This is a genomic window from Micromonospora sp. NPDC049891, from assembly GCF_040660295.1.
In the GTDB taxonomy this organism is placed as follows: domain Bacteria; phylum Actinomycetota; class Actinomycetes; order Mycobacteriales; family Micromonosporaceae; genus Micromonospora.
The window spans coordinates 20,371-36,861 of the sequence record NZ_JBFAML010000002.1; the positions used below are offsets into that span (position 1 = coordinate 20,371).

Genomic DNA, 16,491 nt, shown 5'->3' on the forward strand with positions numbered 1-16,491 from the left:
GGCGGCCCAGCCGCAACCCGCTGACCCGGTCCGGCCCGGCGATGATCCTGCCGATCACCGCCGGGCCGCCCGGTTCGCGGGTCTGCCTCAGACCCGACCGGCGATCAGGTACTGCATCCGGTGCTCGTGGTTCGGGGCGACGCCGAACCGCCGGTCCAGCTCGAAGATCGACGTCAGCGACGTGGCGGTGACCCCGGTGATTCCCGCCCGTTCGAGCACTGCCACGGTCTGGTCGATGGAGGTCGCGGCGGCCAGCGGCAACACCGCTCGGACCTGACCGTCGTAGTGGTCGGCGAAGTTCTCCGAGGCGTTGTCCAGGCCCTCGGGGAACCAGGTGCTGTCGACAACGGCGACCGTGCCACCGGGGCGCAGCAGGCGGGCCCAGTTCGCCACCGCGGTCTCCGGCTCGCGCAGCGTCCACATCAGGTAGCGGCTGACGACGGCGTCGAAGCTGGCGGATGGGAAGTCCGGGTGCACGGCATCGCCGTGCCGGATGACCGGACCGTCCGCGATCGTGGCGGCGTGGTGGCGGGCCTGGGCGAGCATGCCCTCGGCGAGGTCGATGCCGGTGACCCGGTGGCCGAGTCCGGCCAGCACCATGGCGACCTGCCCGGTGCCGGTGCCGACGTCGAGCACCTCCAGCGGTGCCGGGGGCAGCGCCTCGGCCCAGATCTGCGACCAGGCCCGGGTGTCGGCGGTCAGGCGGTCGGTGCGCTGCTGGTACTCGTCGTAGCCGGGCGCCCGGCCGGTCCAGTACGTGTTGATGCGGTCCTGTGCGCTCATGACGGCACTGAGTTGAGGATTCGCTCGCTGACGCTCGCTCATGCGGCGCTCCTTTCGACGGCGTGTTGACCGTGCGGGTGGTACAGCAGGTGAATGGCGCCGTCGAGGTCGAGACGCTGGATGCCGATGCCGTAGACGGGTTCGAGAACGGCGGGGTCGAGGACCTCGTCGGTGGTGCCGGCGGCGGCGACCCCGCCCTGACCGAGCAGCACCAGGTCGTCGCAGTAGCGGGCGGCGAGGTTCAGGTCGTGCAGCACGACGACGGCGCAGGTGCCGAGGTCGCGTACCAGCCGCAGGATCTCGTGCTGGTAGCGGATGTCGAGATGGTTCGTGGGTTCGTCGAGCAGCAGGTGAGTGGCCTGCTGGGCCAGCGCCCGGGCGATGAGCACGCGTTGGCGTTCACCGCCGGAGAGCCGGGCGAACGCGCGTGACCCCAGGTGGGCGGCACCGACCCGGATCAGGCACTCCGTCGCGATCTCGTGATCGGCCGGCCCGGTGCGCTGGAAGGCGTTCAGGTGCGGGCCGCGGCCCAGCAGCACCAGTTCCGCCACGGTGAGGGCGGTCTCGCCGCCGGTCTCCTGCACGACCACTGCCAACCGGCGCGCGGCCTCCCGCGACGGCAGCGCGGCAAGGTCGTCACCGTCCACGATGATCCGCCCGGTGCCGCTGCGCAGCGCGCCGTAGAGCAGCCGCAGCAGGGTGGTCTTACCACTGCCGTTGGGGCCGATCAGGCCGAGCACCCGGCCGGGGCGCGCCGTCACGCTGACTCCGTCGATCACCGGGTTGGCGCCGTAGCGCCAGGAAACCCGGGTCGCCTGGATCACGAGCCGACCCGGAACCGTTGCACGATCCGCGCCAGGCCGTCGATGGACAGCGGGGTCGGCGGCTCGGTGAAGTTGAACAGCTGGGTCATCACCGTGCCGTTGCGGACCGCCTTGAGCTTCTCCGCGCCGGGAAGACCGGTCAGGCCCTGCTCGACCGCAGCGGGGTCGCCGTCGCTGTAGAGCAGAATCAGCACGTCGGGGTCACGGCCGAGCAGTTCCTCGACGGTGACCTCGAAGACCCGTTCCGGTGTGTCGCCGAAGACGTTGCGGAAGCCGGCCGCCTCCAGTTGCGGGTGGGCCATGCTGGCGGAGCCGTACGCGTACGTGGTGCCGCCGCCGACAGTCGGGTACAGAACGGCGGCGGTACGACCGGACGCCGTACCCGCGGTGGCCCGGATCGCCGTCATCCGGTCCTGGAGCGCGCTGACCGCGGTGGCCGCCTCCGCCTCACGGCCGAACACCCGACCGTAGGTCTCCATCTGCCGGTAGATGTCGTCGAAGCTGGGGGTTGCGGTGTTGTCCGGGCACATGGCCGGTTCCTCCAGCAGCGGGATGTCCACCGCCGACAGGGTGTCGCGGGACAGGTTGTCGACCTCCCCGAGCACCAGGTCCGGCTCCTGGCTGATCACCACCTCCGTGGAGATCTGCAGGTGGCCACTGGTGTCGGTCTTGTCGGTCAGCAGAGGGATCCGGTCCAGCCCGGCGAGGGTCGCGGCGTCGTAGTAGTCCCTGGGGTACTGCCCGGCCCGGGCGGTGACCCGGTCCAGCACGCCGAGCGCGTGCAGGTACGGCACGGCCGCGCTCTTGAGCAGCACGACCCGCTCCGGCGCGGCGTCGAAGGTCACCTCGACGCCGCAGTTGGTGACGGTGACCGGATACCCGGGACCGGCCGCCGCCGGCTCGCCGGTGCCGCCGCCGCAGGCGGCGACCAGCAACACCAGGGCGGACGTGGTCGCCGTGACGGCGAGACGGGTTGCCTTCATCGGTGCTCCTCGGCTCATCGGGCGCTCAGGCGCCGGTGGCGTGCAGACGGCGGATCAGGACGAGCAGGAACGGGGCACCGAGCAGGGCGGTGATGATGCCGATCGGGATCTCCTGGGGGGCCAGCAGCACCCGGGCGAGCACATCGGCCCAGACCAGCAGGATGGCGCCGAGCAACGCGGCCACCGGCACCACGCGCACGTGTGGGGCGCCGACGATGCGGCGCGCCAGGTGCGGCACGACGAGGCCGACGAAACCGATGCTGCCGGCGGCGGAGACCAGCACGCCGACACTCAGCGACACCAGCACGAGCAGCCGGAGCCGGAACCGGTCGGGTGACACCCCCAGGGTCTGCGCGGTCTCGTCGCCGATGGCCAGCACGTCGAGCCGTCGCCCGACGATGGTCAGGTAGCCGATCATGCCGCCCAGCACGATCGCGGCGACCAGCAGCAGGACGTTCCACCGGGCCAGACCGAGGGAGCCGAGGAGCCAGAACATCACCGACCGGGCCCCCTCCGCGGACCCCGAGGCGAAGATCAGGAAACTGGTGGTGGCGTAGAGGGCGTATCCGACGGCGACGCCGGACAGCAGCAGCCGGATCGAGGTCACCCGTCCGCCGCTGCGGGCGATCAGGAAGACCAGCAGCGACGCGCCGAGCGCGCCGAGGAAGGCGCTGCTGGACAGGGCGTACTGCCCGAAGCCGGCGCCCGCGCCGAACAGGATCGCGGCGGCGGCCCCGCTGGAGGCGCCGGAGTTGATCCCCAGCAGGTACGGGTCGGCCAGCACGTTGCGCACCATGGCCTGCAAGGCCACCCCGCAGGCGGCCAGCCCGGCGCCGACAAGCATGCCGAGCAGCACCCGGGGCAGTCGGACCTGCCAGACGATGGCGTCCTGCGCTGCGGTCCAGGTCACCTCGCCGGGCAGGCCGACGAGGTGATGCCCGATGATCCGGGCCACCGTGATCGGCGGGATGCCGACCGCGCCGGAGCCGACGGCGGCCACGCCGGTGACGATCAGCCCGACCGTCAGCGCGAGCAACCAGATCCCGGTGCGGCGGCGCTGCGCCGCGACGCCGAGCAGGTCCGCCCGGCTCTCGGGCAGGGCGGTGGTGGTCACCGCACCTCCATCTGCACTCACTTCGCTCTTGCAAAGTCTTGGCAAAAGCTACCAGCAAGATCAGAGCAGCGGAAAGCGGATGAGTCGTTGTTCACCACGTGGCCGCCGGCCGACCCGAAAGCTGCACCCCTGGACGGTGGTGGTGCCGAGGGTCGTCGCACCGAGGGTCGGCCCTGTCGAGCTGAGGGCGTCAGCGGATCACGGCGATCAACGACCCCAGTCATGGGCGACGGCGAGTGGATCTCCGACTCGGAAGTCTGGCGGGTCGTGCATGAGGAAGTCGCGGTGGCTGATGTTCCAGGCGTAGGCGCCGGCCATCGCGAACACCAGCACGTCGCCGACCGCAACGGCGGGGCCGTCGCTGGTGTGCGCGAGGACGTCCTTCGGGGTGCAGAGCTGCCCGACGACAGTGACCGGGCCCCCGTCGGTGCGTGGCCCGTCGCCGCCCCGGGGCACCACCGCGTACGGCTGCGAGTGCCCCTTCGCCGCCGGGGTACGCAGCTGGTGGGTGCCGCCGGCGACGATCACGAACCACTGCCCCTGGGACCGCTTCACGTCGACCACCTCGGTGACGTACGACCCGCAGTAGACCGCCACGGCGCGGCCGGGTTCGATCCGGAGCCGGACCGTCGGGTAGGCCGCCGACACCTCGCCGAGCAGCCGACCGTAGCTCGGCCAGTCGAAGCGGCGCTCCGGGCGGCGGTAGTCGACGGCCATGCCACCGCCGACGTTCACCTCCTCGGCCCGTACCTGCCGTACCGCCCAGTCGGTCACCTCGCGTGCCACCACGGCGGCGGTCGCCGCGTCGAGCCCGCTGGCCAGGTGGGCGTGCACCCCCCGGATCCGGACCCCGGCCGGCGGGTCGGCGGCGAGCCGGACCGCCTCCTGCGGGTCCATCCCGAACGGGCTCGGCTGCCCGCCCATCACCAGGACCGCGCCGGGCGTCGCGACCGGCAGGTTCACCCGCAGCAGCACGTCGACGGTACGCCCGGCGGCCCGGGCCAGGGCGGCCAGCCGGTGCAGTTCGGCGGTGGACTCGACGTGGACCCGGCCCACGTCGGCGGCCAACGCCGCCGCGAGATCCGCGTCGGTCTTGCCTGGTCCGGCGAAGGCGGCCACCCGCCGGTCGGGCAGCACCGCAGCGAGGTGCCGCAGTTCGCCCCGACTGGCCGCCTCGAAACCGTCGACAACGGCCGCGAGGGTGCGCAGCATCCCCGGGTCGGGATTGGCCTTGACCGCGTAGAGCAGCTCGACCCGCTCCGGTAGGGCCGCCCGGACGGCGGCGGCGTGGGTGGCGAGGGCGGCGAGGTCGTAGACGTACGTCGGTCGGGTCACCCGGCGCCGCCCAGCGGGTTGGGCACCGCGACGTAGGGTGCCTGCTGGTCGGCTGCCCGGTGCCAGCGGACCAGCAGGTTCGCCTTCGCGGCGAGCGGAGCGCCGTCGAGCAGCGCGGTCACTTCGGTCGGCTCGCCCAGGTCCGCGTACGTCGCTTCGACGACTCGCCGGACCGTCTGCCACAGTCGAGGCTCGGTGCCGGGGTGGCCGTCGGCGAGCGCACCGGCGAGACCGGCGAGATGGTTGACGAACAGGCAGTAGACGACGCGCCGGGCCGCCTGGGCGGGGGTGTAGGCGGCCTGCCGGGGGATCCGGTCGGGCCAGGCCGCCAACCGACCGAGATCCAGCTTCAGTCCTTCAAGATCACGCAGGATCAGGCGCACCGGGCGGCCGTCCACGTCCAGCACCACGAGCACGTTCTGCAGGTGTGCCTCGTGAATCACGCCGTGACCGAGCCACAGTCGCAGAACTGTGGGGACCAGCAGCTCGACGTACGCCCGCCACCAGTCGAACGGGTCCGGCACGGTCAGTGGCGCGGTGGCCAGCGCCGCCGCCAGCACCACCCGTTCGCCCGGCCGCAGATGCTCGCGCACCCCGGTCCGCAGGATCGTGCCGTACGCCTCGTCCGGTCCCGGCAGGTCGACGGTGCGGTAGCCGGGCTCGCGGAGCAGTCCGATCCGCGTGGGGAGCGGCACGGTGGACAGGAAACGGGTGAGCGCCACCGCCCCGGCCAACTCGTAGCGGGCGTTCTTGCGCAGGCAGTTGGTGATGCGTACGTGCAGGCTGGTCTTGAGGAACAGGTCCGCCGAGGGGGCGTAGAGCGTACGCACGCTCGCGGTCGGGCGGATCGGCACGCCGGCCGGGCCGAGCTGACGCAACCTCGGCTCGGTCGGCGGCATCAGGCTGAGCTGCCACGGGTGCACCGGCAGCAGGTGGTGCCCGGGTGGCGCGGCCGGCGGGTCCAGCGGCGCGATCAGCTCGTCGACCGGCCCGTCGCCGGCCACCAACTCGGCGGGCACGGCGAGCCAGCTCAGCCGGAAGGTGCTGCGCAGCTCCGGGGCGTAGCGACGCCAACTCGCCGGATCACCACTGCGCCACTTCGGGCTGGGGTGGTGCGGGTGCCCGTGCACCAGGGACTGTTCGGAGTCGACGTAGCTGTCCACCACCGGGTCACCGGTGGGGGTGGGGTCGCTCGACGGGCGTAACCGCAGCAGGGTGGCCAGCGCGTCCCGGCTACCGAGCACCTGTTCGACGAACTCGTCGTTGGCCAGCCCGGTGCGGGCGGTCAGCTCCGCGGCGAGCAGCCGGGCGAGCTGACCGCCGTCGACTGGTGTGTCGGTGGTCGGCGGCTCCGGGAGGGCCGGATGACGGCGGATCGTCGTCCCCGCTGTCTGCCGGCATCGGACCGGTCCGACGTAGCGGTGCGCCAGCACGGGGGAGAGCCGCGCCAGTCGGCAGGTGAGCGTCAGTCCGAGGTGCGGCAACCGGATCCGGAGGATTTCGCCGAGGGTCTCGGCGGCGCCGTCGGGTGCGGCGACCTCCCGCAGGTAGCAGGAGAGCAGGGTGTGCGCGGCGGCCAGATCGGCGGCGTGCTCCGCGGGCGAGGTGGTGGTCTCGGCCGTCCGCGGCGTCACGCGGCGCTCCGCAGGTAGTTCGGGCCGGTGCGGCGGTAAAACTTGTTCACGTCGGTGCAGCCGATCCGGTGCTTGGGCAGCAGCGTGCCGGCGGTGAGCATCGCCTTGACCGGCAACCGGTCGGCGGTCAGGACGCCGTCGACGAGACGCCGCGCGGCGCGTGTGTCGCCCCACCGGTCACGGGCGGCGCGGAGCCGGGGCGCGAGCGCCTCGGTGGGGGAGGGCACGGTGACGCCCTGCTCCGCCAGGGCGAGCAGGGGTGCCGCCGCCGCCAGGTGGAGGGTGATCGTGACGAACATGTCGGCCAGCTCCCCGGGATGGCGGATCCACATCCGCTGGTCGCACAGCCGGACCGGACCCGCGTGCCGGGGATCCAGCCGGGCCCCGTCGTTGTCCTTGTACAGCAACCGGACCGGACCGTCGACCGGCAGGACCAGATGGATGTTCTGCGGATGTGCTTCCAACGCCACTCCGTACCGTAACCACAGGCACACGTGCCAGTCGAGCAAGAGATCCAGATAGGACCCGAGCAGTCGGGTCGGGTCGGCGCCGCCGATCCGCTGGGCGACAGTGCCGGCGGTGGGATCCGCAGCGGCGAGCGCGGCCACCGGCACCACTGTCGCCCGCTCCAGCCCGGCGGGCAGCCGGCGCAGCAGAAAGGACCGCAGTTCGTCGTCATCGCAGTGACCGAAGGTGCTCTCGTCGGCGTGCATGATCCGGTCGGCGAAGTGCGGTTGTGCCGCGGCGATGCGGCCGAGCAGCGCGGCCACCGACGCACCGTCGGACAGCGAATCCGGCGCGAGGGTGCGGCGGTTGCGGGCACCCAGGCTCGCGGTCGACAGCGGCAGCTTCAGGTGGCTCGTCGGATCGTCGTCCAGCGCTACGGTCCGCATCGACAGCGTGGGCCGAACGGTGGGGCCAGGTAGGTCGAGCACCGGCAGGGCCGACCGCTCGGCGGTGAGCGGATGAACCGGCAGCAGCACCTCCCCGGCCTGGCGCGGCGCCGGCCACCAGGCGGGCAACCGGCCGTTGAGCCGCAGCGTCCGGGCCGGTACGGGCAGCCAACGCAGGGTGAAGGCAGGGGCGTGCTCCGGTGCGTACCGGAGCAGCTCGGCACCGTCCAGTCCGTGCCGGCACCTGTCGGTGGGGTAGACGGCATGGCCGGCATGGGCGGCGAGCACGTCGTCGAGGAGGGCACCGCCGAAGCCGGTGGGCGTACTGACCCGGGCGGCGGCGACCCGGGCGTAGGTGTGCGCCCGGGTGGCCGTGGCCAGCCGGCGGGCCAGCAGATCCTGTCGACATTCGTCGACGAAGGCCCGCCACCCCTGCTCGGCTTCGGTGTCGTCGTGCGGCGCGAGCAGCTCCAACAGGCCTGCCAGCGTGCCCACCCGACGGGTGGCTGCCCGACCGGGCGGCTGCACGTGCAGCTCGGCGCGGGCGAGCCGGACGGCGTGCTGGAAGCCGTCGGGACGGACCGGAAGGCGTAACCGGCCGGCGCGGTGCGGTGCCTCCCACCAGCCGCAACCGTCGGGACCACCACCGCTGGCCAGGCCGAGATGGTCCTCTCGCAGCAGGGCGTCCAGCACCCGGCGGAACAGCTCCTGCTCTACCGGGTCGGTCACCTGGTGATCACCCAGTCGAGTCCGGCGCGGAACTCGACAAGCGCGCGACCGACGGCGACCGGATCCGACCCGATGGCGTGCAGGACGGCCAGGTAGTCGCGGTTGGTGCCGGTCCTCTCGGCGGTGGTCCCGACCGTCCGCAGCGGGCGACAGCCGAGTCGTATCCCGTCGCGTACCGCGTCCACCGGCCCGGGTGCGGCGCGGAGGGTGCCGCCACGGTCGGCACAGACGTACTCCACCCGGGCGGTCCGCCGGATCGCGGCCGGGTCGGGCAGATCGAGGTCGGCCACCGGCTCGCCGAGGTGCAGCCGGATGACGTACTCGAACAGTGGCACCCCGAGCAGCTCGGCGAGGACGAGGTCCATCCGGTCACCGATCAGCCGGTCGTTGACCTCGATGAGGCGGGGACGGCCCCGGTGTACGACGAACTCGGTGTGGCAGGCGCCGAACCGTACGCCGAGGGCGTCCAGTTGGACCCGCAGCTCGTCGGCTGTCGCCGGGGGCGCCGGTGCCCAGTCCAGGTACAGCTCGGTGAAGGTGGGCGGTGGGCCGAGCGTGGTACGCCAGCCGCCGAGCACGGTAAGCGTCCCGGCGTCACCCAGGGTGTCGTGGGTGCGTACCTCGCCGGGCAGGTACTCCTCCACCACCAACGGCGCGTCCGGCCGGCGGCGGCGGATCTCGGTCACCCGCCGGGTCAGGTCGTGCTCGTCGGTCACCAGGTAGGCGTCCTCACTGGCGACGCCGTCACGGGGCTTGACCACGGCGGGGAAGACGTCGAACGTCGGCGGCTGCTCCGGGGTGAGCATCCGGGCGCGGACCACGTCCAGACCGGCGTCGGCGACTGCCTGCCGGGTGGCGGCCTTGTCCTTGCAGCGCCGGGCCGCCTCGGGGTCCTTACCGGGCAGGCCGAGGCGGCGGGCGGCCAGCGCCGTCGCGGCCTGTAGGTGATCGCTGTTGGAGAACAGGCCCGCCGCGGCGGGCCCTTCCCGGAGCACCTCGACGACGGCGAGCGGATCCCGTACCGGGCAGCCCCGCACCCGCAGCGTCCCGGGCCAGTCGTCGGGCCGGTCGGTGAGCACGGTGACCGGCAGGCCGAGGGCATCAGCGGCCGGCAGCAGACCGTCCAGCACGGAGTCGGTCGGATTGAGGGCGGTCAGGTACAGCATCACGAACCGGCTCGGCGGTGGGCCGTCACCGGGCGCGCCGGTAGGCCAACGACGCCACCTGCTCCTTGCCGCCGCCCAGCCCTCGGCGCAGGTGCCTGACGGTGCTGCGGGTGCTGGCCGCCTCGCAGGCCACCCGGTACAGCCCGTCCTTGTGGCCGATGGTCAGGGCGGAGGTGACGGTGTCCACCAGATGCTGATCCTCCTCGCGGGTCGCTGACGACAGTGGACCACCCGGCACCGTTCCCGCCAGGCGGCCGTCGACGTAGCCGAGGGCTGCCTGGAAGCCGATGGTCACGGCCGCAGCGACAGACGACGACATCGAACCTCCCCCCGACAGTTTGGTTAGGCATACCTAATCAGGAGGGCGTCGGTCGGGCAAGTCCCGCTGCGGGTGTCACCAGAGGGCCGACCGGCACGTCCGGCGATGTGGGCACCGTTCGTCGTCCGCTTCCGGGGCTATTCTCAACAGCACGGACACGAGGCAGGGGACCAACGTGGAGACCGGACACACGTTCCTCAAGGACCTGCGCGACTTTCTCCAGTTCCTGCGTAGCCTCTGGGGTGTTCTCGCTGGAATATCGGTGCTGTTCCCGCTGTCCAACGCATTCCTCGCCGTCATCCCGGTCGACGACGGTGGCCGGCCCTTTCAGGACCTGCCGCCGGCTGTGGTGAGCGCGGTGACGATGCTGACCTGCATCTTCCTGACATTTGCCACCTTCGGTCGCCGGGACCGTTTCGCCGATCCGAGATCTCGCGGACGCTATGCCCGGTCCGCGCGCATCTGTTTCGCAGCTGCGCTCGCCGCGCTGGCCGGCTACGTTCTGGCGCCCAGCGGCCTTTACCGGGCACTGATCACCGACAGTCCCGACAGCGCGATCGGCCTGGCCCTCTACGACGGCCTTTTCGCCGCGCTGTACGTCGTGACGTTCGCGTTGCTCACGAGGGCGTTCCTGCTCCTGGCCATGCTTGAGTACTTCGCCGAGGAGAGCACGGCGCCGGGTGCCGTGGCGACCGCGTCCGGCGTTCCGGGGCCGAAAGCCGACGGCGGTCAACGACAGGACGCCACGTGACCGCGCAGGCTGACCTGCGGCGACCAGGAACGTTCGTGGTGTTGGCCGACACGCCAGCTGACCCGGCGACGATCGGCCGCCACGGGGCAGGTTCGGCGAACAGCTGAGCGCGGCCTACGCTCCGGTGGTGGAATCCCCGCTGACAGTTCGGTCGGCCCGAGTCGAGGACGCCGCCCAGATGGCGTGGGTGCATGTTCGGTGCTGGCAGGAGACGTATCGCGGACTGATGTCGGATGCGGTGCTGGATGATCCGAGTTTCCCGGCTGCTCGGCAGCGGTTCTGGACCGCAGCTCTGACAGATGAGCGATATCACCGGAACCGGGCGGCTGTGGCCGAGCGGGACGGCAGGTTGATCGGGATCGCGATGTCGGGTCCGCCGCCGGATGCCGCCGTGCAGTGGGCGAGGCAGCTCCATCTGCTCTACGTGCGTGCGGCCGACCACGGTACGGGTGCCGGGCCAGCCCTGTTGCGGGCCGTCATCGATCCCACGGAGTCGGCGGTGCTGTGGGTCGCCGATCCCAATCCTCGCGCGCAGGCGTTCTACCGTAAGCACGGGTTCATCGCCGACGGGGCGGTCCAGGTCGAGGATGGGGTACGGGAGATCCGCATGGTCCGCCAGGTGCGACACCATGCGGATGCTGACCGGTAGGTGGGCGGCTGCCACAGTGGGTGAGGCCGACGGAGCCGTCAGGCGGTCACCGGCAGCTCGGTGAGCAGCCGTTCGACCCGGTGGCGGATCTCGTCGCGAATCGGACGCACCGCCTCGACGCCCTTACCGGCCGGGTCGTCCAGCTTCCAGTCCTCGTAGCGTTTGCCGGGAAAGACGGGGCAGGCGTCGCCGCAGCCCATGGTGACGATGACGTCGGAGGACTCGGCGGTGGCGTACTCAAGGAGTTTGGGGGTCTGATCGGTGATGTCGATGCCGACCTCCCGCATGGCCTCGACGGCGGCCGGGTTGATCGCCTCGGCGGGAGCGGAGCCGGCGGAGCGGACCTCGACGGTGTCGCCGGCGAGGTGGCGTAGCCAGCCGGCGGCCATCTGGGAGCGGCCGGCATTGTGTACGCAGACGAACAGGACGCTGGGCTTGCCGTTCATGAGGTGCCTCTCGTGACGTGCGATTCGTGACCATCGGTGGGGACGACGACCTGGTCGGCGGCCGTACCGGCGTCGGGATAGAGGCCGGCGAGCAGGCCGACACCCACCGCGAGGCCGACGAGCTGGGCCAGCACGAACCCCGGCACCGACGCGGGGGCGATGCCGGCGAACGTGTCGGTGAACGCGCGGCCGACGGTGACCGCCGGGTTGGCGAACGAGGTGGACGAGGTGAACCAGTACGCGGCTCCGATGTAGGCGCCCACAGCGGCCGGTGCCACCGTGGCGCGGCCGGACCGGGCCAGCGCGAAGATCAGCAGGACCAGGCCGGCGGTGGCGACGACCTCACCGAGCCACAGGTGCCCGCCGGTGCGGTCCGTGCCGGCGAAGCTGACGGCGGTGCGGCTGAACATCAGGTTCGCCAGGACAGCTCCGGCGATGCCACCCAGCACCTGTGCCGCGACGTAGCCGGCCAGGTCACGAGCGGTGAGACCGGTGCCCGATCGCCGGCCGAGCCACCAGTCGGCGACGGAGACGACCGGGTTGAAATGAGCGCCGGAGACCGGTCCGAACATCAGGATCAGCACCCCCAGAGCGAACGCCGTGGCGATCGAGTTCTCCAGCAGTTGCAGGCCGACGTCGTCCGGGGACAGGGCGGAGGCCATGATGCCGGAGCCGACCACGGCGGTGACCAGCAGGGCGGTGCCGGCGAACTCGGCCAGCAGGCGCCGGGGAAGTGCGATGGTCATCGGTTGTGCTTCTCCTCGGTGGGCGGGCTCGCTAGCGGGTGGGGACGTTCAACTCGTCCAGCAGGCGCCGTACCCGCCGTTCGATCTCGTCACGGATCGGCCGAACGTCGTCGACGTCGAGGCCGGCGGGGTCGGCGAGGTCCCAGTTCTCGTAGCGGGTGCCGGGGAAGACCGGGCAGGCGTCACCGCAGCCCATGGTGACCACCACGTCGGCGGCGCGGATCACCTCGTCGGTCCAGGGCTTGGGGAACTCGTCGGAGATGTCGATGCCGCGTTCGGCCATGGCCGCCACGGCGGCGGGGTTGACCTCGGTGCCCGGCTCACTGCCGCCGGACCAGGCCACGGCCCGGTCGCCGGCCAGGTGGGCGAGGAACCCGAGTGCCATCTGCGAGCGACCGGCGTTGTGGGTGCAGAGGAACAGGACGACGGGCAGGCCGTCACGGTGATGGCCCTCGACCCGGGCCAGTGCCTGTAGCCGCTGGCGGGCGAAGCGTTCGGCGAGCAGGGGCAGGTAGTGGGGGATCCGGCCGTCGACGGCGAACTGGTCGTAGCTGCTGTGCAGGAAGCGCTCGATCGTCTCGGCACCGTACGTGCCGTGGAACTCGGCGGCGAGCCGGGTCGCGGCGGTGCGCAGGGCGAGACGTTGATCGACGGAGAGGTCGGGGCGGGGGCTGCGGGCGAGGTGGGTCATCGTGTGTCTCCGGGTAGGACGGCGGGAGCGAGCCGGGCGACCCGGTCGGCGAGGTCGGCGTAGGCGGACTCGAACGCCTCGTCGGTGTCCACCCGGGCCGGGTCGGGAACCGACCAGTGCAGCCGGGGGCGTAGCTGATCGGTAAGTCCCTCGTGGGCGTTGTCGCAGACGGCGATGACAAGGTCGTCGCTGCGCACGACATCGGCGACGTGGGCGGTGCCGGCCGGGTCGAGATCGAGTTGGTGGCGGTGGGCGACGGCGATCGCGCGGGGGTGGACCCGGGCCGCGGGTTGTGTGCCGGCCGAGGCGGCGGCGCCTCGGGTGCGGTGTCGCCACAGCGCGGCGGCCAGCTGTGAGCGGGCCGAATTGTGGGTGCAGACGAAGACCACCCGGTCGAACCCGGTCAACCGGGGAGTGGCGAGAGCGGCGAGCGTGTCGGGGAGCAGCTGGAGGTAGGTGCGACGCCGGTCGCCCTCGGAACGGACCTTGATCACCAGGCCGGCCTGGGCGAGGACCTTGACGTGATGAGCGACCAGGTTTGTCGGCATGCCGAGGCGGCTGGCGACCTCGCCGGGAGAGGCGTCACCGAGGGTGAGCGCGTCCACGATCGCCAGGCGCGCCGGATCACCGAGCGCCGCGTGGGTACGCGCCCGCGCGGCCAACGAAGAAAGCTCAACCTCCATAGACTCAACTATTGCTGACTAAAAATCCCGCGTCAAGCCCGGCTGCGTGTCACACCGGGTGGTCAGCCGGGCCGGCCGCGTTCCCGGGGTGGGATCGGGTCGGCGTAGGCCCCGGGGGGCCCGGAGTAGCGCCTGCCGTCCAGGTACGGCATCGCGTTGGCCGTGCAGCCGTGCAGTCCGAGGGTCTGCTGCTGCATCACCGGTGCGGGTCTGCCGCGCCCCGGACACAACTCGTGTCCCAGGCCGAGCCGGTGCCCGACCTCGTGGTTGATCACGTACCGCCGGTAGACGGCAAGGCTCGCGCCGTAGCCCGGCACCCCCTTGACCCAGCGGGCCACGTTGATCACCACCCGATCGCCGTTGCGGCAGGAGGTGTAGCCGTCGGGGATGTCCTGGCACAGCTCATCCCGGGTACCGGGAGTCACCAGGTAGACGGTGAAGTCCGCCCGCTGGCGCGGCCCGACCCGACGCAGACGCCAGGTCCCGCCGGCGGTCCAGCCCCGAGCATCGGAGAGCGTCCGGGTGACCTCGGCGGCGAACTCGGCCACCGGAAGGCCCAGGATGTCGCGTTCCACCGCGACCCGGTAGCGCAACAGACGCCCAGGACCAGCCGCGGTCGGCGGCTCGCCGTCAGCGAACGCCCACCGCCCACCGCCCTCGGCGGGATAGCTCACCGGTCGCGGTGAGACCGGTGCCGAGGGCACCGGCGCGGTCGTGGTGACCGGCGACGACGTGACTGCTCCGGTCCCCGTCGCGCCCACCGACGGCGGATTCGACCCGGCGGTGGCCGGCGGGGCACAACCGGCGAGCAGCCCGGTGAGCAGCACCGCGGCCAGTGGCCGGGCCCGGCCGTCGCCGGCCCGGGCCCACGTAGTGTTCCGCGACATGATTCCTCCCTCAGCGCGCGCCGCCGACCGGTGGCGCGCAGGAGGAAGGACGGACGACCGGTCCGAAGAGTTGATCTATCGAGCGCTCAACCTTTTCGTCGTCTCACCCGTCCTGTCCGGCGTGAGGTACGCACGAGGTGGTCATGGCCCGGGGTGACACGGAGTTCGCCGAGTTCGCCCGGGTGGCGTCCGGACGGCTGGTGCACGCGGCGTTCCTGATGACCGGCGACCACCACCAGGCCGAGGACGCCGCGCAGACCGCCCTGGTCCGCACGTACGCGGCGTGGTCCCGGGTACGCGACGACGATGCCTACGGGTACGCCCGCACCGTGCTGGTCAATCACCTGGTCGATGGTTGGCGACGTCCGATTCGCGAGTACCCGAGCGACGACCTCCCGGAGCAGCGTGGCGGCGATGTCGCCGACGAGGTGACCACGCGGCGCTGGTTGCTCGGTGTCCTCGGCGCGCTCACCCCCCGGGAACGGGCCATCGTGGTGCTGCGGTACTACTTCGACCTCCCGGAGGCGCAGGTGGCCCGCGAGCTCGACGTCTCGCTGGGCACGGTGAAGAGCACCAGTTCCCGGGCCCTCGAAAAGCTGCGCACCGCTGGCGTACCGCCGCAGGCCGTCGAGGGGAGGCACAGGTGAACGAGGTGGAGCGGCTGCGCGCGGCCATGCGGGCGACGGAACCGGACCGCTGGGAATCGCTCGACCTCGACGCGGTGATGCGTCAGGGCCGGTCGCTGCGGCGCCGTCGCCGGGCCGCGGCCGGCGGTGCGGCCGTGCTGTCGGTGACGCTTGTCGTCGTCGGTGTCACGGCCGGCGTGCGGTTCGTTAGTCCACCCGGGCAGCTTCCACCGCCGGCTCCGGCGGTCACCGCGCCGCCGACCTCCGCTCCGGTGACGTCCCCACCGGCTCACGACACCGAGAGTCGGACACCGATCGGCGAGGTGGTGTCGAGCGGCATCAGGTACGGCACCGAGGAACGGGTCTTCTATCTCGTGCCGGTGGACCTGCCCGCCGTGCCGGAGGTCACGATCGGGCTGGTCGCCGGCCGGCGGCTGGCCGACGGCACGTTGATCGCGGACTATCTGGTCAACGATGTGGAGGGCTCGGATCGCCGGCCCGGCTTTCACGAGATCGGTTATGAATCGTCCCCCGCCGCTCCGACGTACGCCCCGGTGCCCACCTTCGGGTACTTCGTCGGGCCGGCCGACCGGATCATCGGTACCGTCGACGGACGCCGGGTCACGGCCCGACTGGCGCGGTGGAGCGTGGACACCGATGTGGTGATCTTCTGGTTCGACCCGCAGACGGTGAAACCGGGGCGGCGCCTGGACGGCATCGTGGCGCGTGACGTACGCGGCCGGCTGCTCTGAGCCGGTGACGGACCGGGATGGTCAACGCAGCCGACGACGTCCGCTGAACCAGTCCCGCGAGACCCGGGTGTTGAGGGCCAGGACCACCCAGGTCAGCAGACCCAGGCCGACGATCGTGATCGCGCCGAAGAGGCCCAGCGAGGCGGCGGCCAACAGGCCCGCCAGGGCGTACGCGGGGTAGGGGGCCCAGCGACGGCGGGCGGCCAGGCTGACCGCGACCAGCCCGCACGCGACGGCCATCACGGCGAAGAAGACGACGGCGCCGAGCGAGCCGGTCGTGGCCAGCGCCCGGTGCAGGGTCGCGAGGGCGAACAGCAGCGACAGCAGGGCGAAGGCGAGCACGGTGACCCGTACCGGGGTCGGCGTCGTGGGGGGTCGGAGCATGTCCCCGTAGCCGCCGCCGGGTGCGCGTACGACCATAGAGACAACGATGAACGTCGAAGTCCGTCCGGGCGTGCCACTGTCGGTAACGCGACACCG

Annotated in this window: 19 protein-coding genes; 4 read left to right on the forward strand and 15 right to left on the reverse strand. The window is 72.0% G+C overall.

The features are described 5' to 3' along the window. Window positions 1–87: 87 nt before the first annotated feature. The 9 genes from AB0I71_RS03395 to AB0I71_RS03435 all read right to left on the reverse strand — a co-directional run bounded on the left by AB0I71_RS03395 (window position 88) and on the right by AB0I71_RS03435 (window position 9,780). Complete coding sequence (locus AB0I71_RS03395) at window positions 88–825, reverse strand: methyltransferase domain-containing protein (RefSeq protein WP_357581644.1); 738 nt, start codon at window positions 823–825, stop codon at window positions 88–90. Further along, window positions 822–1,607 carry an ABC transporter ATP-binding protein gene (locus AB0I71_RS03400; RefSeq protein ID WP_357581645.1) on the reverse strand — a complete coding sequence of 262 codons (786 nt, stop codon included), beginning with the start codon at window positions 1,605–1,607 and terminating at the stop codon, window positions 822–824. Before AB0I71_RS03400 ends, AB0I71_RS03395 begins: the two co-directional genes overlap by 4 nt. Continuing rightward, window positions 1,604–2,590, reverse strand: coding sequence for an ABC transporter substrate-binding protein (locus AB0I71_RS03405; protein WP_357581646.1), 987 nt, complete (start codon window positions 2,588–2,590; stop codon window positions 1,604–1,606). Before AB0I71_RS03405 ends, AB0I71_RS03400 begins: the two co-directional genes overlap by 4 nt. Before the next feature lie 25 nt (window positions 2,591–2,615). Further along, window positions 2,616–3,704, reverse strand: a complete 1,089-nt coding sequence (locus tag AB0I71_RS03410; protein ID WP_357581647.1) for an iron ABC transporter permease — start codon at window positions 3,702–3,704, stop codon at window positions 2,616–2,618. Between the two features lie 207 nt (window positions 3,705–3,911). Then, window positions 3,912–5,039, reverse strand: a complete 1,128-nt coding sequence (locus AB0I71_RS03415; protein WP_357581648.1) for an alanine racemase — start codon at window positions 5,037–5,039, stop codon at window positions 3,912–3,914. Beyond that, window positions 5,036–6,673 carry an IucA/IucC family protein gene (locus tag AB0I71_RS03420; RefSeq protein WP_357581649.1) on the reverse strand — a complete coding sequence of 546 codons (1,638 nt, stop codon included), beginning with the start codon at window positions 6,671–6,673 and terminating at the stop codon, window positions 5,036–5,038. The genes AB0I71_RS03415 and AB0I71_RS03420 overlap by 4 nt, the downstream gene beginning before the upstream one ends. After that, window positions 6,670–8,295 carry an IucA/IucC family protein gene (locus AB0I71_RS03425; protein ID WP_357581650.1) on the reverse strand — a complete coding sequence of 542 codons (1,626 nt, stop codon included), beginning with the start codon at window positions 8,293–8,295 and terminating at the stop codon, window positions 6,670–6,672. The genes AB0I71_RS03420 and AB0I71_RS03425 overlap by 4 nt, the downstream gene beginning before the upstream one ends. Beyond that, window positions 8,292–9,461, reverse strand: a complete 1,170-nt coding sequence (locus AB0I71_RS03430; RefSeq protein ID WP_357581999.1) for a siderophore biosynthesis protein — start codon at window positions 9,459–9,461, stop codon at window positions 8,292–8,294. Before AB0I71_RS03430 ends, AB0I71_RS03425 begins: the two co-directional genes overlap by 4 nt. 25 nt (window positions 9,462–9,486) lie before the next feature. Beyond that, window positions 9,487–9,780 carry a hypothetical protein gene (locus AB0I71_RS03435; RefSeq protein ID WP_357581651.1) on the reverse strand — a complete coding sequence of 98 codons (294 nt, stop codon included), beginning with the start codon at window positions 9,778–9,780 and terminating at the stop codon, window positions 9,487–9,489. 262 nt (window positions 9,781–10,042) lie between these two features. Here AB0I71_RS03435 and AB0I71_RS03440 point away from each other — a divergent pair, with 262 nt between their 5' ends. Beyond that, a complete protein-coding gene (locus AB0I71_RS03440; protein ID WP_357581652.1) occupies window positions 10,043–10,531 on the forward strand; it encodes a hypothetical protein in 489 nt (162 codons plus the stop codon). Between the two features lie 226 nt (window positions 10,532–10,757). Continuing rightward, window positions 10,758–11,180 carry a GNAT family N-acetyltransferase gene (locus tag AB0I71_RS03445; RefSeq protein WP_357582000.1) on the forward strand — a complete coding sequence of 141 codons (423 nt, stop codon included), beginning with the start codon at window positions 10,758–10,760 and terminating at the stop codon, window positions 11,178–11,180. A 38-nt stretch (window positions 11,181–11,218) separates the two neighbouring features. Here the strand turns inward: AB0I71_RS03445 and AB0I71_RS03450 are convergent, their stop codons facing one another. The 5 genes from AB0I71_RS03450 to AB0I71_RS03470 form a co-directional block, all read right to left on the reverse strand. Then, window positions 11,219–11,626, reverse strand: a complete 408-nt coding sequence (locus tag AB0I71_RS03450; protein WP_357581653.1) for an arsenate reductase ArsC — start codon at window positions 11,624–11,626, stop codon at window positions 11,219–11,221. Next, window positions 11,623–12,372 (reverse strand): MIP/aquaporin family protein, encoded by a 750-nt coding sequence (locus tag AB0I71_RS03455; protein ID WP_357581654.1) that lies wholly within the window; start codon window positions 12,370–12,372, stop codon window positions 11,623–11,625. The genes AB0I71_RS03450 and AB0I71_RS03455 overlap by 4 nt, the downstream gene beginning before the upstream one ends. Before the next feature lie 31 nt (window positions 12,373–12,403). Beyond that, entirely contained in the window at window positions 12,404–13,063 is a 660-nt protein-coding gene (locus AB0I71_RS03460; protein WP_357581655.1) for an arsenate reductase ArsC, read from the reverse strand. Next, the gene (locus AB0I71_RS03465; RefSeq protein WP_357581656.1) at window positions 13,060–13,746 is read right to left on the reverse strand and encodes a helix-turn-helix domain-containing protein; all 687 of its coding nucleotides are present in this window, start codon (window positions 13,744–13,746) and stop codon (window positions 13,060–13,062) included. Before AB0I71_RS03465 ends, AB0I71_RS03460 begins: the two co-directional genes overlap by 4 nt. Before the next feature lie 62 nt (window positions 13,747–13,808). Next, a complete protein-coding gene (locus AB0I71_RS03470) occupies window positions 13,809–14,633 on the reverse strand; it encodes a DUF3152 domain-containing protein (RefSeq protein WP_357581657.1) in 825 nt (274 codons plus the stop codon). Between the two features lie 143 nt (window positions 14,634–14,776). Between AB0I71_RS03470 and AB0I71_RS03475 the strand changes: the two genes are divergently transcribed. Both AB0I71_RS03475 and AB0I71_RS03480 read left to right on the forward strand, forming a co-directional pair. Further along, window positions 14,777–15,280, forward strand: coding sequence for a SigE family RNA polymerase sigma factor (locus tag AB0I71_RS03475; RefSeq protein ID WP_357581658.1), 504 nt, complete (start codon window positions 14,777–14,779; stop codon window positions 15,278–15,280). After that, window positions 15,277–16,011, forward strand: a complete 735-nt coding sequence (locus AB0I71_RS03480) for a hypothetical protein (RefSeq protein WP_357581659.1) — start codon at window positions 15,277–15,279, stop codon at window positions 16,009–16,011. The genes AB0I71_RS03475 and AB0I71_RS03480 overlap by 4 nt, the downstream gene beginning before the upstream one ends. A gap of 21 nt (window positions 16,012–16,032) precedes the next feature. Here the strand turns inward: AB0I71_RS03480 and AB0I71_RS03485 are convergent, their stop codons facing one another. Beyond that, on the reverse strand, window positions 16,033–16,431 hold the full coding sequence (locus AB0I71_RS03485) for a hypothetical protein (protein ID WP_357581660.1): 399 nt from the start codon (window positions 16,429–16,431) through the stop codon (window positions 16,033–16,035). Window positions 16,432–16,491: the final 60 nt, after the last annotated feature.

Bases quoted from the DNA above. Each gene is read 5' to 3' on its own strand.
- AB0I71_RS03395 (WP_357581644.1), bottom strand. From the start codon at position 825: ATGAGCGAGCGTCAGCGAGCGAATCCTCAACTCAGTGCCGTCATGAGC.
- AB0I71_RS03405 (WP_357581646.1), bottom strand. From the start codon at position 2,590: ATGAAGGCAACCCGTCTCGCCGTCACGGCGACCACGTCCGCCCTGGTG.
- AB0I71_RS03430 (WP_357581999.1), bottom strand. From the start codon at position 9,461: ATGCTGTACCTGACCGCCCTCAATCCGACCGACTCCGTGCTGGACGGT.
- AB0I71_RS03435 (WP_357581651.1), bottom strand. From the start codon at position 9,780: ATGTCGTCGTCTGTCGCTGCGGCCGTGACCATCGGCTTCCAGGCAGCC.
- AB0I71_RS03445 (WP_357582000.1), top strand. From the start codon at position 10,758: ATGTCGGATGCGGTGCTGGATGATCCGAGTTTCCCGGCTGCTCGGCAG.
- AB0I71_RS03450 (WP_357581653.1), bottom strand. From the start codon at position 11,626: ATGAACGGCAAGCCCAGCGTCCTGTTCGTCTGCGTACACAATGCCGGC.
- AB0I71_RS03455 (WP_357581654.1), bottom strand. From the start codon at position 12,372: ATGACCATCGCACTTCCCCGGCGCCTGCTGGCCGAGTTCGCCGGCACC.
- AB0I71_RS03460 (WP_357581655.1), bottom strand. From the start codon at position 13,063: ATGACCCACCTCGCCCGCAGCCCCCGCCCCGACCTCTCCGTCGATCAA.
- AB0I71_RS03465 (WP_357581656.1), bottom strand. From the start codon at position 13,746: ATGGAGGTTGAGCTTTCTTCGTTGGCCGCGCGGGCGCGTACCCACGCG.
- AB0I71_RS03470 (WP_357581657.1), bottom strand. From the start codon at position 14,633: ATGTCGCGGAACACTACGTGGGCCCGGGCCGGCGACGGCCGGGCCCGG.
- AB0I71_RS03475 (WP_357581658.1), top strand. From the start codon at position 14,777: ATGGCCCGGGGTGACACGGAGTTCGCCGAGTTCGCCCGGGTGGCGTCC.
- AB0I71_RS03485 (WP_357581660.1), bottom strand. From the start codon at position 16,431: ATGGTCGTACGCGCACCCGGCGGCGGCTACGGGGACATGCTCCGACCC.